Genomic DNA, 14,637 nt, shown 5'->3' with positions numbered 1-14,637 from the left:
TATTGAATTTTAATTGGATGTATTATAAATTTCATATATGTTTATTCCTAAACAGGTGCAATTACAAGATCCCGGTTTACTAATCTAAACGCTTATCCTTCATGAAAAAAATCCTCTGCTTTGCAGCCCTGGTGGGCTTTATTAATCATGCAACCGCACAAAACACTTTCCCGACAGCTGCCGGCACTAACGTAGGTATCGGAACAGGTACGCCTACAACAGGCAGACTGGTCGTTAACACGGGAGTTGCTACCCCGGCCAGCGCGGTTGACATCAGGAATAGTGCCGGTGGTGCAGACAATAACGCGGCGATCACCTGGTCGGGAGGAGCTTATGGATTTATCGATTTCAACATTAATTCGGCGCAGGGGATAAGGTATTCCGCGCTTGGGCCGCTTGTTTTCGGTTCCAATACCAATGCAGCTTATGGATCATCAACATTCGCTGAAGCGATGAGGATAACCGCGGCAGGGAAGGTTGGAATAGGGGTGAATGCGCCGGCCGCACAGTTACACATTAATAGTATGAATACCACAACGAATACAAGGGGCAATGTATTTATTGGTACAACCGATGCTGCCGCGATTGATATGGGCGGTCAGCTAAGTTTCGGCGGTTTCTATACCGGAACTACGCAAACATATTGGGCCGGGATAGCCGGAAGAAAAGAAAATGCAACCGATGCGGATTATGCGGGATACCTCCAGTTTTCAACAAGGAAAAATGCGGGCAGTTCTCTGGAACGGATGCGGGTGACAAGTGATGGCAATCTTGGTATTGGAACAACTACCCCCGGATTAAGAACACATATTAACGGGATAACAGGGTTTCCGGCCACGACCGGAACTGCTCAAACAGGTGTATTACGCTTACAGGGTTTATCCAGTAATTCCGTGTTGGACTTTGGGGTTAATGGGGTATCTGGATCCTACTTGCAGGCAGGCAACCAAACTGCACTTAACGCAACTTATCCGCTGCTGTTGAATCCGAATGGAGGTAATGTGGGAATAGGTACGACAGCGCCGTTTAAAAAGCTGCATATTTTAGGCGGGACCATGGCGCTTACAACAAGTGACTTTGTGAGCAGCGGGACCGGAAGTTCGCTTTTAATGGGTCAGAACAGTACGACAGGAAATGTGTATAGTTTGGTTCAGGCGGCGATAGACGGTCCGAATACAGGCGGGATACTGGCGCTGAACCCAAACGGGGGAAATGTAGGCATCGGAACCGCTGCGCCTGATGCCAGGCTGGCGGTGAATGGCACCATTCATACAAAAGAGGTGCGCGTTGACCTCACGGGCTGGAGTGATTATGTATTCAATAAAGAATATGTATTACCCACGCTTACCGAGGTTAAAGATTACATTGACAAAAATCACCACCTGCCTGATATGCCTTCGGAAAAAGAGGTTGTAGCTAACGGTCTGAATTTGGGTGAAATGAATAAAATACTTACCAAAAAGGTGGAGGAGCTGACGCTCTATTTAATTGAATTAAGCAGCCAGTTAAAGGAACAACAAAAGGAAATTCAGAGATTAAAGAATAAGGATTAATAAGGCGCAGAAGGATATGTATATTGTTGCGCTGCAGGTCTTATTTTAAGTCTAACAAATCTGTATACTTTTCATACAGAATATTTTGCACTGGGGCTTTCTCCTTTCTTTGTTTGGAACCATCGTTCGGTCGTTGCGGTTCACCCGGGGAATGCCGCTCATAGGTATGGGGTTGGGTGCCATTATTGCATCTATAGAAATACCGGTTTCTGTACTAATGGCACACCTACTGTTAAAGGAACCTGTAAGCTTTCTTCAATGGATAGGTGTTATTCTTATCCCGTTTACCGTAGTGTTAATGAATACCAAACAACGCAGATTGTTGATCAAAAGGATAGAAGCCTGTAATTCATTGAGCCAACAACAAGAGACTACTTTACCCGAGCCTGTTCCTTTAAAGCCTTGTTGTATTCGTCCAGGCTTTTTGTAAGCGATTGCCCTTTTTCATGAATGCAATCACAGAAAGTATTACAAGCCCGGGGATTCTTGCTATCCTTACATTGCCCCACACAATCAGCCAAAGTGTTGCGGGGCATAATGTTATATATGTTTGTAATGACCAGCACTAAAATGATAACGGTGGCAGCTGCACCGGCAAAGAACATTGTTGGAAACTTGTTACTGATGACTTTTGGCTTGGGTAGAATTGTAGAGTGATTAAAGGGGAGAATGAATTTTAACTTGTCGTAATCCCAGCACAAGAGATACAAATTAGCCAATACCATTAAGGGGGAAGAAAGCAGCGAGCCATCAAAACGTACGGCAAGTGATAGAATACAAATGTTCAATATAATAGGAAAATAGAGCACAGCTCCAAAAGTGGCCGTTCGGGGTATCAGCAATAAAATAGCTGCCGTAACCTGCACAATGCCGATAAATGGATAATAATAACCGGTTAGGTGCAGGGCTTCCAAATAATGGCCCATCGGGTGGTTAACGGATAGATCGGTGAACCGCTCACCCATAATTTTTACAAATCCCGCAGGCAAAAAGCCAGCCGCTAAAGCTATACGATTGAAAACAGCAAAATAGCGAAGCCATTTGTTTTGCTTAGCCTGAAAATGTAGCTGGTCAAGTATGGAAGAGATGCCCATAAATTGCTATTTAAAGTACTTTGTAATTAAAAGTAAATATAAATTTCTCATACAATCAAATAAATTACTAACAAATGTTGTTATAGATAACGGTGCACCGCGATCAGTATAAAAAATCAGAGCCCGACAAGATCATATTACAACAACCTGTTGCTATATTTATAAGAGTTTTCCAAAAAGGTTCATACCTTTAATAGGAAGAGGCAACAGTTAGTGATCTTTCTACGATCCCATTTGGTGATAAACCTAAAGTGATGTATCTAAGTAATATGTTGATTTATAGGCTACATAAAGTCGTGAAGAAGTTCCATGTGATCAAGATTGATAAATAAATACCCCTAATATTTGTACGTTGAAGAAAGTCGTTTATATTATATTTTGTCTAATTTGTTTTAAGGCGCAGGCGCAGGTATCAGACACAGCCAAAAAGGTAAGCATAATTGATACGCTAAAAAAAGATCTTTTTACCGCCCCCTATACTGTTAAACACTTACGCAGTAAAGCATGGACATTGGTGCCTCCTTCGGTACTGATCGCTTACGGAGCAAGTAACTTCTTTTTCGAGCCGGTAAGAAGGCTTGACAGGAATATTTATAATGACATTAAAGAGGATGCCCCAAATTTTAACCATCACCCCGAAGATTATTTTCAGTATACGCCCGTAGCTTTAGTTTACGGATTAAATTTAGTGGGTATCCATGGTAAGAATACTTTCGTCGACCGCACTTTAATTTTTGTTATGGCCGAAGGTATGATGAGCCTTAGCACATTCGGATTAAAGAAAATAACACACCGGCTACGGCCAGATGGTTCCAATTATTATTCCTTCCCTTCGGGCCATACGGCCAATGCTTTTCTTGGGGCCGAGTTTATGGCGCAGGAGTTGGGTGATAAATCTATTGGTTACAGTGCAGTCGGCTACGGTTTTGCAACTGCTACGGGTATTTTACGTATTTACAACCGCGACCACTGGTTTAGCGACGTAGTTGCCGGTGCGGGCTTCGGCATTTTATCGGCAAAGGCAGCCTACCTGCTTTATCCTTACATACGCAACAGGCTTTTTAAAGCCGGACGCGAAAAAGAGAATAATAAAGATGTACCCGACGAGTTAAAGAAAGAACCAAAGAGTAGTTCTATTGTATTGCCCTCTTATCAGAACGGGATATTAGGCTTGCATTTTGCCATGCAATTTTAAGCAGCGATATCTCTTTGGATTAAGGCTTTAAAAACCCCAAATAAACGCAATATTTAAGAAGTGATGCAACTGCGCGGGTACCCTGTTTGTAAAAAAATAGCTACTTATAGCTATTGTAATCCGTTTGTAAGATTTTCAACTTAGCTAATAGTTAATATTTGTCTTTTTGAATGCCGAACGGCTGTTTTTCTTAAATCATAAGTTAAAATATTGATCCAAATCTACAAATATTAATCATCTACTTTTATCTTCTTACTGGGACAAATAAACTATTGTAACCCAAGACCGATTGTGACAATCCGATGGCGAAGCCATGTTTATCTGCATTAACCGAACCTTAATATTTTGAATATGGAATATGAGCTTAAAGCCAACTGGTATGTGGTTTATACTGTTCCTAACCTCGAAAAGAGAATCCATCAGGAATTAGGTAAGAAAAACATAAAAGCATACCTGCCTATGCAACGTGTTATACGGCAATGGAGCGATCGCCGGAAGGAACTTCAGATTCCGTTATTTCCAAACTACGTTTTTATTAACACCACCGAAAAAAAGCGTTCAACGCTATATGATATAAATGGCGTGTTAAGATTTATAACCTTTAACGGTAAACCTGCAGTAGTTTCCGACGATGAGATACTCAGCATCATGCGTTTTGAAAACACTGTATTTGATGTGGAACCCCATCTTGTACAAGGCGATAATGTAATTATCATAAACGGCCCCTTTACGGGTTTGCAGGGTAAACTTTTTTCTAAACGTGGTAAACAAAGATTTGGCATACGGTTAAAATCTATCAACCAGTCGTTATCTCTTGAGGTACCAACTTCGTGTCTGCGTAAACTTCAATAGCTCTTCAATAGCAGCTTAATTATCTATAATCATTCATTTAATTAAAATTAGATATGTCAGTACAACCAACTTATCCTGGTGTATATGTACAGGAAATACCCAGTGGGGTACGTACAATTGTTGGGGTGGCTACCTCAATAACCGCCTTTATTGGTTCAGCTTTAAAAGGGCCTGCCAATCAGCCTGTCACCATTAATAGTTATTCAGACTTTGAACGAACTTTTGGTGGTTTGTGGGTTAAAAGTATGATGGGTTATGCCGTAAAGGATTTTTATTTGAACGGCGGTAGCCAGGCTATAATTGTACGTATAGAGAACGGTGCAACGGCATCAACCATTAACCTGCCAACACTTGGAAGCCCTGTTGGCGCGCTGTCTTTAAAAGCGGCAAGCAACGGCATTTGGGGAAACAAACTTAAAGCATCGGTAAATTATCAAACAAAAGATGCTGATAGCGCTGTACCGGATAATCGCCTGTTTAATTTAATTGTATTTGAGGATACAGATGGTGGTGTTAAAGAAACATTCTTAAATGTTTCTACCAATGCTAACGATCCGCGGTTTGTTACCCGGGTTTTACTGCAAAGCTCGGTATTGGTCAGGGTAAACGGCGTGGTACCTGTAGCCCGCCCCATTGCAAGTGTGCCATTAAACCCACCCGGCAGCGGTTTTACTTCGGTTGCGGCAGCAGGCGGGTCAGACGGGATCGATTTAACCTCAGTCCAATACCTGGGCAGCGAAGTAAACAAGACGGGCATCTACGCATTAAAAAATGTGGACCTGTTCAATTTACTAAGTATACCACCAGCGGTAAGAGGAGGGGATACCGATATACAGGTGTATAAACAAGCCATGAAACTTTGCGTAGCTAAACGGGCCATCCTATTGGTTGATTCGCCGGCAGCGTGGGAAGCCAATGCTGCTAACGCACCTGCAAACGCGATAGCCGGTTTAGGCGCGCTGGGCTTAAACGGCCCCGATGCCCGCAATGCAGCGCTTTATTTCCCAAGAGTTAAACTAGCCGACCAGTTACGCGATGGACAAACAGATGTTTTTGTACCCAGCGGAATAATAGCAGGGGTAATTGCACGTACAGATACTACACGCGGCGCCTGGAAATCGCCTGCTGGTATTGATGCCTCACTAAATGGGGTGCAGGGAGTAAACGTAACGCTTTCTGACGAAGAGAACGGGCAGCTGAATCCATTAGGTATAAACGTGCTCAGGAATTTCCCGATAGTGGGTAGTGTGGTATGGGGCGCGCGCACCTTACGGGGTGCTGATCAGTTGGCAGATGATTATAAATATATTGCCGTAAGGCGTACAGCTCTGCTTATCGAAGAAAGCTTGTACCGGGGTACACAATGGGTCGTTTTTGAGCCTAATGATGAACCACTTTGGGCGCAAATAAGGCTAAATGTGGGTGCTTTTATGCATAACCTTTTCCGCCAGGGAGCTTTCCAGGGTACTACACCTAAAGATGCATACCTGGTAAAATGTGATAAGGAAACCACTACCCAGAATGATATAAACCTGGGGATAGTAAATATCCTGGTAGGCTTTGCTCCGTTAAAACCGGCAGAGTTCGTATTTATTAAAATTCAGCAATTAACCGGACAAATAGACACTTAATAATAAGAGTAATATGGCACAGTTTACAGTTAATACCCAGCGCTTTGACCCTTACAAGAATTTTAAATTCCGTGTAAAATGGGATGGCCGTTATGTTTTAGGGGTGAGCAAGGTAGGCGGGTTAAAAAAAACAACAGAAGTAGTAAAACACCGTGAAGGCGGAGACCCAAGCAGTAGCCGAAAGTCGCCAGGCCGTACCGAGTATGATGCAATATCGCTTGAACGTGGGGTTACCCATGACGTAAGCTTTGAACAGTGGGCCAACAAAGTTTGGAACTTTGGTTCGGGGCTTGGTTCAGAGGTATCACTAAAGGATTTTAGGAAAGACATCATTATAGAACTTTATAATGAGGCCGGCCAGTTGGCCATAACTTATAAAGTTTACCGTTGCTGGGTATCTGAATACCAGGCCATGCCAGATCTGGATGCCAATGCAAATGCTGTAGCTATACAGCACATTAAACTTGAAAATGAAGGCTGGGAACGCGATTATGAAGTTGTTGAACCTGCCGAACCTTCATTTACCGAACCATAAAGCATTTAACTGATGCAAGCCCTTACACCAGCTGATCTATTGCAGCTTTGGGAAATAGGCAGTGAGCAAACGCTGATTGAAAGATCGCTTTTGCTTTTAGCTAAAGCATTGCCCGAACAAACGCCCTCCTCGCTGGCAATGTTAAGTATTGGCGACCGCGACGAAATGTTGCTATGCCTGCGCGAATATCTTTTTGGCACAAAACTAAAAAATACAGCTATCTGCCCCAAATGCGCAGAGATTGTAGAATGGGAAAGCAGTAGCCGTGATATGCATTTGCAGCCTGTGCCGCCCTTACCAGCAAACAGTGTATTAGAGTTTGTTAGGGAAGATCTTAGTATCAAATACCGGCTTCCAAACAGTACAGATCTGTTAAGAGTTATTCGTAACTCCAATTCTTATATTGCAGATCCCAACAAATTGCTTACCGATTGCATAATTGACATTCAGCATAATAACCAGCCGGTACAAGTAAAGAATTTGGATACCGAAACCCTGCAGGCGTTTGAAGAACAGATAAGTAATGATGACCCGCAGGCAGATATTGGCATAATGCTGAATTGCCCGGCATGCTCAAATGAGTGGGAGGCCAAGTTTGATATTTTAAGCTACTTATGGACAGAGATAGATGTTTGGGCAACACACCTTTTGCACGAAATCTATCTGCTGGCATCTGCTTTCGGATGGGCCGAAAAGGATATCTTAAACATGAGCCCGCAAAGGCGCACAATGTATGTTAAACTTATACAAGCATGAGTTCTTTTATCAGCAGCCTTATTAACCGCCATACATTCAAGAGTGAAGTTGTAAAGCCAAGGTTGATGACTATGTTCGAGTCGGAAAGCAGAAATACAGGCATGCCTGATGTAAACGAAGGTGCCACTGATGTATTCGATGTTAACCCAACACAGGATAAGCCTAATCCGAAAAATGCAGCCATAAGCGATTTGAAAGGTGACGATATACCTGATGCACCCTTTAACGCCATACCGAAATCTGCCACGCAACTAAAGGATGTTGATAAAGAACCGGAAGCGCCTAAAGCTACCGAACCAAGCCCTTTTGCGAAGTTTAAACCAGCAGAAGAACATAGGCCATCCAAACCTGTAAAGGATTTTGACAAAGAGCCGGAAATAACTGATCCGCATTTTCCTGTTGAGAACAACGGGAAACCTAACACGGATAAATCACACGTGATCGCTAATGAGCCTGTAAATCACTCAAATACTTTTTCTAATCCAAAAGAGGGGAATGTATTTGCCAAATCACAGCCGTCAACCCCGAAAAAACCAATTGATGAGCCTGTTTTACAGAAACCGATCCTAAAGACTGATACTTACTCTCAGTCTGCATATTTTACAAAAAACCTTCCTTTAAAAGAAACACTGCAACCCGAGGCAAAAAAGCCTTCTATTAAAGTTACAATTGGGCAAATAGATGTGAAGGCAATACCGGATATACAACCTGTCCGTGTTAAAAATAGAACCACAGAAGCACCGCGCATGTCGCTGGATGACTATCTGAAAATGAGAAATTCAAATTAAATGAGCACAGCGCTGGCCATTGCTTCCGTAACACACGTTTTAAAAGATCTGTTGAACAACGGGGTCATTGATAGGGACATAACAGGCGTTGTTGGCGGTAACGTAGTAGTAACTGCCCTGGCACCTGATAAGATAGACACCAGCACAAACGAGCATACCCAGCTTAACCTGTTTATGTACCAGGTTTCGCCCAATGTTGGGTGGACATCGCAGGGGTTGCCATCAAGAAACAGCAGTGGTGATCTGATAAGTAACCCGCCGCTGGCCCTCGATCTTTATTATTTGCTTACAGCGTATGGTACAGTTGAGTTACATACCGAGATCTTGTTGGGATACGGCATGCAACTATTCCACGAAAATCCTATACTAAGCAAAAGCGCCATTAAAAATTCACTTTCACCGCCGCTTAATGTTATAGGGAATGATCTTCCGGCTAATTTAAAAGCACTGTCAACCTCCGAGCTTGACCAGCAAACGGAACTGATAAAAATTACACCACAGGCCTTAACAGTTGACGAGCTATCGAAACTATGGACAGCCTTTCAGGCTAAATACAGGCCTACTGCTGCCTATAAAATAACGGTAGTACTTATAGAGAGTAAGAGGTCGTTCAAGGCATCACTACCGGTTAAAGACAGGAATATATATGTGCTGCCATTTAAGCACGCAACTATCGATAAACTACTATCGCAAAAAACAGATGCTGATGCAGTAGTTGAAGGGCAAAAAATATTACCGGGCTATAACCTGGTATTGCAGGGTTCATCGTTGTACGCGGATAATCTTACTGTTAAAGTAGACGAGTTTAACATTACGCCCGATAGCGCGAAAGTTACCGATTCCCTTATTACAATAAAACTACCCGCCGAACTTAAAGCGGGTGTACATGCGGCACAGGTAGTGAACACCATAAACATGGGGACGCCAGAAATGCCGCACAAAGGGTTTACATCCAATTCGCTGGCATTTATACTTAGTCCGCAAATAGTGAGTGTAACAGCAAATAACATTACGGGTGCCGGCAATGCGCCAAGGGCCGCAGATATTGTATTGAATATTGAACCTGCTTTGGATGAAACGCAAAAAGTGATCTTAATGCTGAATGAGATCCCTGCAGATCTGTCAAAAGATGCGGCTTTTTACAGTTTTTTAGACCCTATACTTACAATTGCTTCACCATTTGTTCCCATTAAAAAAATGACATTCAAAGTAAAGGGAATAAAAGCCGGGAAATACCTGGTACGGTTACAAATAGATGGCGCCGAAAGTCCGTTAACGGTTAATGGAGCCGGGGTTTATGATAAGCCTAACATTGTACTGCCATGAGCACGCAAATTTATGCCGATTGGATCGAAGCAAACCAACGCTACCTTGCAGCATTATTGAGCGAAATAAAGGCGGAAATGAAGCTGCACATGCAGCAACAGGAAAGCGATAGCTTGTATAACGAATGGGTAGCCGCGAAAAAGTTTACCGTAGATATTAGCGCGTCGTTACCCAACCCCGCGGTTATTGATGAACTTTGCAGGGTGCTTAACCTGTCTGTTTTTGAAAGAAAGATCATACTGTTATGCGCAGGTGTCGAGCTTGATGAAGAGCTGAGCCAAATGGTTTTCGCGTATACACAAACATCAGTTCTGCCAACATTCAGGCTGGCCTTGCACACGCTTACAGATGCCCATTGGAGCGCGTTATCTCCGGTATCACCATTACGTTACTGGCGATTAATAGAATTAACATCTGGAGAGTTGATGGCCGGTAGTCCGCTTAAAATTGATGAGCAGGTGCTGCACTATCTAACAGGTGTAAATTACATGGACGAGCGGTTAACAGAATTGCTTGAAGCTGTTGATAACGATGATGAGCTTGTGCCCTCACAGCAAGCATTGGCAGACCAGGTTACAAAAGCATGGTCTCAAACAAACAATCTTGTCAGGTTAATTCAATTGGTTGGTGCTGATAATTCAGATAAAAGAGCGATCGCTAAAACGGCGGCGGCAAAAGCCGGCTATCAGTTATACGCGATAAATGCAGGTTATCTGCCTTCGGGGAAAAGCCTTAGCGAATTTATCCGCCTATGGAACCGCGAATCGGCATTAAACAACTTCGCTTTATTTATTGATTGTTTAGAAAGTGACCTTACAGATAAAACCACCCTGCAATCGGTAACAAATATTGCAGAAAATACTAACGGACTCACCTTTATAAGTACAACAAGCACATCGCTTGATTTAAAAAGGCAGCAGGTAGTACTTAATGTTAATAAGCCTACCATTAAAGAACAGTTAATGCTGTGGCAAATGTATCTGAAACCCGAACTAAAATACACCGGGCAAGACCTTAGCCGGTTAGTATCGCAGTTTAATATGAGTACCAAAACTATTCGTATGACTGCTTTAGAGGCTAACCATCAATCGCAAAATGGCAACGCTACAAAAAGTGGAAAAAGCATTTGGAGCATGTGTTGTGCCGAAACCCGCCCACAACTAAACGAGCTGGCAGAAAGGGTTATCCCGGTTGCCAAATGGGACGACCTGGTTATCCCTCAGCAGCAAAAGGAAATATTAAAAGAGATAGCCATACATGTGCAGCACCGCATTACGGTTTATGACGACTGGGGTTTTGCTGCCAAGAGCGCGAGAGGCCTGGGCATAAGCGTACTTTTTTACGGCGAAAGCGGTACCGGTAAAACAATGGCGTCAGAGGTGCTGGCAAATGAATTACAGCTTGATCTTTACCGCATTGATCTGAGCCAGGTAGTTAACAAATACATAGGCGAAACAGAAAAAAATCTGAAGAAAATATTTGATGCGGCAGAAGATGGCGGTTCTATATTACTTTTTGATGAAGCCGATGCCTTGTTTGGCCGCAGGAGCGAAGTAAAAGATAGCCATGATCGCTATGGAAATATCGAAGTAAGTTATCTGCTGCAGCGAATGGAATCGTACCGTGGCCTGGCTATTTTAACTACGAATATGAAAGGCGCTCTTGATAATGCGTTTTTGCGCCGCCTGCGTTTTGTAGTTCAGTTCCCGTTCCCTGATACCGCCCAACGGAGTGAAATATGGAAACGAGCTTTCCCAAAACAAACCCCGACACAGGATTTGGATATGGAAAAACTTGCCCGGCTCAATGTGGCTGGTGGAAACATAAAGAATATTGCCATGAATGCATCCTTTATAGCTGCCAATGATGGCCAGCCGGTGCAAATGGCCCACATATCACGCGCCGCAAGAAGCGAGTATACCAAGCTCGAAAAAATGCTGAGCAGCTCAGAAATTAACTACTGGTGATAAAACAAGATCAGGATATAGAGTTGGCTATTGATAAAATAGTGCTCCATGGTTTCTCTCCCAAACAATCAAAAGGGTTAAAAGAGGCTGTTGAGTTTGAATTAAGCCGTATGATAAAAGAACGCGGATTACCTTCAGAAATAAGATCGGGTGGCAGCTTTGAGCAATTGCCCGGCGGTAACTTTAACGCGAAGGCAGGGTCAAGCCTTAAAACGCTTGCCTCGGCCATATCAAACCACGTTTATAACGGGTTTAGCGAACCTAAAAGCCCAAAACCGAATAAATTATGACATCATTCACAGGTTCGCCTTATTTGATAAAGGGAGGTATTGTATTAGTAGACCCGCAAACATCGGCAATACAGAAGGTAATAGCCCTGCAATACAACCCTGATACGCTAACGCGTACAATGCAAGTGCATGGTACAGGGGGCGAGGGTAACAGCCGCTCGGAGGCATTACGCCTTACCGGCCCACCTACAGAAAATATAAAGCTCGAAGCAGAGATAGATGGAACCGACCAGTTGGAAACTGCCGATAAGCTAACATCAAAAGTTGGCATACAACCACAGTTAGCGGCGCTCGAAATGATGATCTACCCAACAAGCGGGCATCTTATAGCCAACAACAATATGGCAAAGGTTGGTACAATAGAAATTGCACCAATGGAATCGTCACTTGCACTGTTCATCTGGAATGCAAATCGTATCATCCCGGTCCGTATAACTGAATTTAGTATTACCGAAGAGGCTTTCGATGTAAACCTTAATCCAATTAGAGCCAAGGTAAGCCTTGGCATGCGTGTGTTAAATGTTGATGACCTTGGGTTTAACAACAAGGGCGGTAACCTGTATATGAGCTATCAGCAAAATAAAGAAAGCCTTGCTGCTATGTTCATTTCCGGGTCGTTAAGTAAACTGGGTATAAAAGCAATAGTATGACTACATCAATTCAATCATTACTACAGCAAAGCGGGCTAAAAACTAATACGTTCTCATCGGCAAGCAGGTATTATAGTATTGATACCACTACAATGCAGGATGTGAATGGTAACAGTATTACTTACCTGCGCAGGAGGTTTTTACCGCAGCCTGATCAGTTTTTTAAATTGCAGGAACATACTGTTCTGCAGGGGGAACGCCTTGACCAGGTCACTGTTGAATACCTGGGCGACCCCGAACGTTACTGGCAAATTTGTGATGCCAACAATGCCATGCGCCCCGAGGAACTGATAGAAGAACCGGGCAGCAAAATAAAGATCACACTACCCGAAGGTATCCCCGGAAACAGCAATGCTTAAAGGAATATATCTTACCCTGTTAATTGGCCCGGGTGTACCTATCCCGGCCCCACAGGTATTGGTAGATGCACTTAGTAATATCCAGGTTACAAACAGTAAAGACCGCAGCGGTTTTCAAATAAGTTTTTTAACCGGTAAAAATTCGAGCATTGTTACTACAATGCTTCCGGCAGGTTTTTTTGATCCCATTACTACGAGGGTAATTTTAATAGCCACACTTAACGGCATACCCAATGTAATAATGGATGGGCTGGTTACCAATCATCAATTGGGGCCATCTAACGAACCGGGTAAGTCAACATTGACCATTACCGGTGAGGACCTGAGTTTAGCTATGGATATTATTGATATGATAATTCCATATCCAGCCATGCCCGAAGTGGGAATAATAAATCTAATACTGGCTAAATATGCATTTTTAGGCATTGTGCCGCTGGTAATACCGCCTATTATATCGCTGATACAATCGCCAACCGAAACCTGGCGCACCCAACCAAAAATGACCGATAGGGCATATATTAAACAGTTGGCAAGTAAGTGCGGATATTTGTTTTTTGTAGAGGCCGGTCCATTCCCGGGGCAAAGTATTGCCTATTTCGGGCCCGATGTAAATGTACCTGTTCCGCAGCCCGCCTTAACGGTAAATATGGATGGTGCCACCAATGTAGAAAGCATAAGTTTTTCGCTTGATGGCCTGGCCAAAAAGGTGCGGATCTACACCATTATGGATCCTATCACCAAAAAGATACCTATACCCATACCTGTGCCAAATATTAACCTGTTTAAACCGCCAATGGGTGCAAGGCCAACGCCGCCATCAAAAATTGAGTTTGCTACTGATGTTGCACAGGCAGATGCAACAGAAGCTGCCCAGGGCATACTTGGGTTTTTGTTAAACAATTCGGCAGCGGTAAGCGGCAGTGGCTCGCTTGATGTTTTGCGATATCAATATATACTTAGATCGAGGATGATGGTAGGCGTAAGAGGGGCCGGGATAACTTATGATGGGATGTACTTTGTTGATAGCGTAACACATAATATTAAACCCGGCGAGTATAAACAAAGCTTTACCCTATCTCGCGACGGGGTAATATCAAACACACCTTTTGTATTAACATGAGTACAGGCGGACCTTATTATGGAAAATTCCGTGGAACAGTAATCAACAATCTTGATCCGGACATGCGCGGGCGGCTGCTGCTATCCGTCCCCGATGTGTTGGATCTGATACCCAGCTCCTGGGCCGAACCTTGCGTTCCGCTGGCTGGCCCAACCGGCCCTCCAATGGGGGTTTACATGGTACCACCTATTGGAGCAGGTGTTTGGGTTGAGTTTGAACACGGAAGCGCTGACAGGCCCATTTGGGTTGGCTGCCGCTGGGGGCTGGCATCAGATGTACCGCCATTATCAAAAGCGGGGTTACCGGTTTCTCCCAATATTGTTATGCAAACCGTAGGGCAAAACTCATTCGTGATAAGTGACCTGCCGGGGCCTACCGGGGGTATAATGCTTAAAAGCGCAACCGGGGCCAGTTTAATAGTAAACGATACGGGTATTTATATCCAAAACGGAAAGGGTGCCACTATTACTCTGGTGGGCCCAACTATAACAATCAATAATGGAGCTTTAACAATTATATAA

Annotated in this window: 16 protein-coding genes; 15 read left to right on the top strand and 1 reads right to left on the bottom strand. The window is 43.5% G+C overall.

Features of this window, described 5'->3' with window-relative positions:
- Positions 1-101: 101 nt before the first annotated feature.
- The gene (locus NPE20_RS06190) at positions 102-1,553 is read left to right on the top strand and encodes an autotransporter outer membrane beta-barrel domain-containing protein (protein WP_256537742.1); all 1,452 of its coding nucleotides are present in this window, start codon (positions 102-104) and stop codon (positions 1,551-1,553) included.
- An 85-nt stretch (positions 1,554-1,638) separates the two neighbouring features.
- Positions 1,639-1,983, top strand: coding sequence for an EamA family transporter (locus NPE20_RS06185; protein WP_256537741.1), 345 nt, complete (start codon positions 1,639-1,641; stop codon positions 1,981-1,983).
- Here the strand turns inward: NPE20_RS06185 and NPE20_RS06180 are convergent.
- Positions 1,925-2,647 (bottom strand): hypothetical protein, encoded by a 723-nt coding sequence (locus tag NPE20_RS06180; protein WP_256537740.1) that lies wholly within the window; start codon positions 2,645-2,647, stop codon positions 1,925-1,927. The two genes, NPE20_RS06185 and NPE20_RS06180, sit on opposite strands and share 59 nt — an antisense overlap.
- A gap of 352 nt (positions 2,648-2,999) precedes the next feature.
- Between NPE20_RS06180 and NPE20_RS06175 the strand changes: the two genes are divergently transcribed.
- From NPE20_RS06175 to NPE20_RS06115, 13 genes are all read left to right on the top strand, one after another.
- A complete protein-coding gene (locus tag NPE20_RS06175) occupies positions 3,000-3,842 on the top strand; it encodes a phosphatase PAP2 family protein (protein WP_256537739.1) in 843 nt (280 codons plus the stop codon).
- Between the two features lie 351 nt (positions 3,843-4,193).
- Entirely contained in the window at positions 4,194-4,694 is a 501-nt protein-coding gene (locus NPE20_RS06170; RefSeq protein WP_256537738.1) for a UpxY family transcription antiterminator, read from the top strand.
- Positions 4,695-4,747: 53 nt separating this feature from the next.
- The gene (locus tag NPE20_RS06165; RefSeq protein ID WP_256537737.1) at positions 4,748-6,325 is read left to right on the top strand and encodes a phage tail sheath family protein; all 1,578 of its coding nucleotides are present in this window, start codon (positions 4,748-4,750) and stop codon (positions 6,323-6,325) included.
- A 13-nt stretch (positions 6,326-6,338) separates the two neighbouring features.
- Positions 6,339-6,860 (top strand): phage tail protein, encoded by a 522-nt coding sequence (locus tag NPE20_RS06160; protein WP_256537736.1) that lies wholly within the window; start codon positions 6,339-6,341, stop codon positions 6,858-6,860.
- 12 nt (positions 6,861-6,872) lie between these two features.
- A complete protein-coding gene (locus NPE20_RS06155) occupies positions 6,873-7,616 on the top strand; it encodes a T4 family baseplate hub assembly chaperone (protein ID WP_256537735.1) in 744 nt (247 codons plus the stop codon).
- Entirely contained in the window at positions 7,613-8,404 is a 792-nt protein-coding gene (locus tag NPE20_RS06150; RefSeq protein ID WP_256537734.1) for a hypothetical protein, read from the top strand. Before NPE20_RS06155 ends, NPE20_RS06150 begins: the two co-directional genes overlap by 4 nt.
- On the top strand, positions 8,405-9,730 hold the full coding sequence (locus NPE20_RS06145; protein WP_256537733.1) for a Pvc16 family protein: 1,326 nt from the start codon (positions 8,405-8,407) through the stop codon (positions 9,728-9,730).
- The gene (locus NPE20_RS06140) at positions 9,727-11,697 is read left to right on the top strand and encodes an ATP-binding protein (RefSeq protein WP_256537732.1); all 1,971 of its coding nucleotides are present in this window, start codon (positions 9,727-9,729) and stop codon (positions 11,695-11,697) included. The genes NPE20_RS06145 and NPE20_RS06140 overlap by 4 nt, the downstream gene beginning before the upstream one ends.
- Positions 11,694-11,987, top strand: coding sequence for a hypothetical protein (locus NPE20_RS06135; RefSeq protein WP_256537731.1), 294 nt, complete (start codon positions 11,694-11,696; stop codon positions 11,985-11,987). The genes NPE20_RS06140 and NPE20_RS06135 overlap by 4 nt, the downstream gene beginning before the upstream one ends.
- The gene (locus tag NPE20_RS06130; RefSeq protein WP_256537730.1) at positions 11,984-12,637 is read left to right on the top strand and encodes a hypothetical protein; all 654 of its coding nucleotides are present in this window, start codon (positions 11,984-11,986) and stop codon (positions 12,635-12,637) included. Before NPE20_RS06135 ends, NPE20_RS06130 begins: the two co-directional genes overlap by 4 nt.
- Complete coding sequence (locus NPE20_RS06125; protein ID WP_256537729.1) at positions 12,634-12,996, top strand: LysM peptidoglycan-binding domain-containing protein; 363 nt, start codon at positions 12,634-12,636, stop codon at positions 12,994-12,996. The genes NPE20_RS06130 and NPE20_RS06125 overlap by 4 nt, the downstream gene beginning before the upstream one ends.
- Positions 12,989-14,116 carry a hypothetical protein gene (locus NPE20_RS06120; RefSeq protein WP_256537728.1) on the top strand — a complete coding sequence of 376 codons (1,128 nt, stop codon included), beginning with the start codon at positions 12,989-12,991 and terminating at the stop codon, positions 14,114-14,116. Before NPE20_RS06125 ends, NPE20_RS06120 begins: the two co-directional genes overlap by 8 nt.
- Positions 14,113-14,637 carry a phage baseplate assembly protein V gene (locus NPE20_RS06115; protein ID WP_256537726.1) on the top strand — a complete coding sequence of 175 codons (525 nt, stop codon included), beginning with the start codon at positions 14,113-14,115 and terminating at the stop codon, positions 14,635-14,637. The genes NPE20_RS06120 and NPE20_RS06115 overlap by 4 nt, the downstream gene beginning before the upstream one ends.

It is taken from the genome of Mucilaginibacter aquariorum, assembly GCF_024498135.1.
Taxonomy (GTDB): domain Bacteria; phylum Bacteroidota; class Bacteroidia; order Sphingobacteriales; family Sphingobacteriaceae; genus Mucilaginibacter; species Mucilaginibacter aquariorum.
This window is presented reverse-complemented; position numbering and strand designations above follow the sequence as displayed.

Excerpts from the sequence above, each read along its gene's own strand:
- NPE20_RS06190 (WP_256537742.1), top strand. The coding sequence starts at position 102 with ATGAAAAAAATCCTCTGCTTTGCAGCCCTGGTGGGCTTTATTAATCAT.
- NPE20_RS06180 (WP_256537740.1), bottom strand. The coding sequence starts at position 2,647 with ATGGGCATCTCTTCCATACTTGACCAGCTACATTTTCAGGCTAAGCAA.
- NPE20_RS06170 (WP_256537738.1), top strand. The coding sequence starts at position 4,194 with ATGGAATATGAGCTTAAAGCCAACTGGTATGTGGTTTATACTGTTCCT.
- NPE20_RS06165 (WP_256537737.1), top strand. The coding sequence starts at position 4,748 with ATGTCAGTACAACCAACTTATCCTGGTGTATATGTACAGGAAATACCC.
- NPE20_RS06160 (WP_256537736.1), top strand. The coding sequence starts at position 6,339 with ATGGCACAGTTTACAGTTAATACCCAGCGCTTTGACCCTTACAAGAAT.
- NPE20_RS06155 (WP_256537735.1), top strand. The coding sequence starts at position 6,873 with ATGCAAGCCCTTACACCAGCTGATCTATTGCAGCTTTGGGAAATAGGC.
- NPE20_RS06150 (WP_256537734.1), top strand. The coding sequence starts at position 7,613 with ATGAGTTCTTTTATCAGCAGCCTTATTAACCGCCATACATTCAAGAGT.
- NPE20_RS06145 (WP_256537733.1), top strand. The coding sequence starts at position 8,405 with ATGAGCACAGCGCTGGCCATTGCTTCCGTAACACACGTTTTAAAAGAT.
- NPE20_RS06140 (WP_256537732.1), top strand. The coding sequence starts at position 9,727 with ATGAGCACGCAAATTTATGCCGATTGGATCGAAGCAAACCAACGCTAC.
- NPE20_RS06130 (WP_256537730.1), top strand. The coding sequence starts at position 11,984 with ATGACATCATTCACAGGTTCGCCTTATTTGATAAAGGGAGGTATTGTA.
- NPE20_RS06125 (WP_256537729.1), top strand. The coding sequence starts at position 12,634 with ATGACTACATCAATTCAATCATTACTACAGCAAAGCGGGCTAAAAACT.
- NPE20_RS06120 (WP_256537728.1), top strand. The coding sequence starts at position 12,989 with ATGCTTAAAGGAATATATCTTACCCTGTTAATTGGCCCGGGTGTACCT.
- NPE20_RS06115 (WP_256537726.1), top strand. The coding sequence starts at position 14,113 with ATGAGTACAGGCGGACCTTATTATGGAAAATTCCGTGGAACAGTAATC.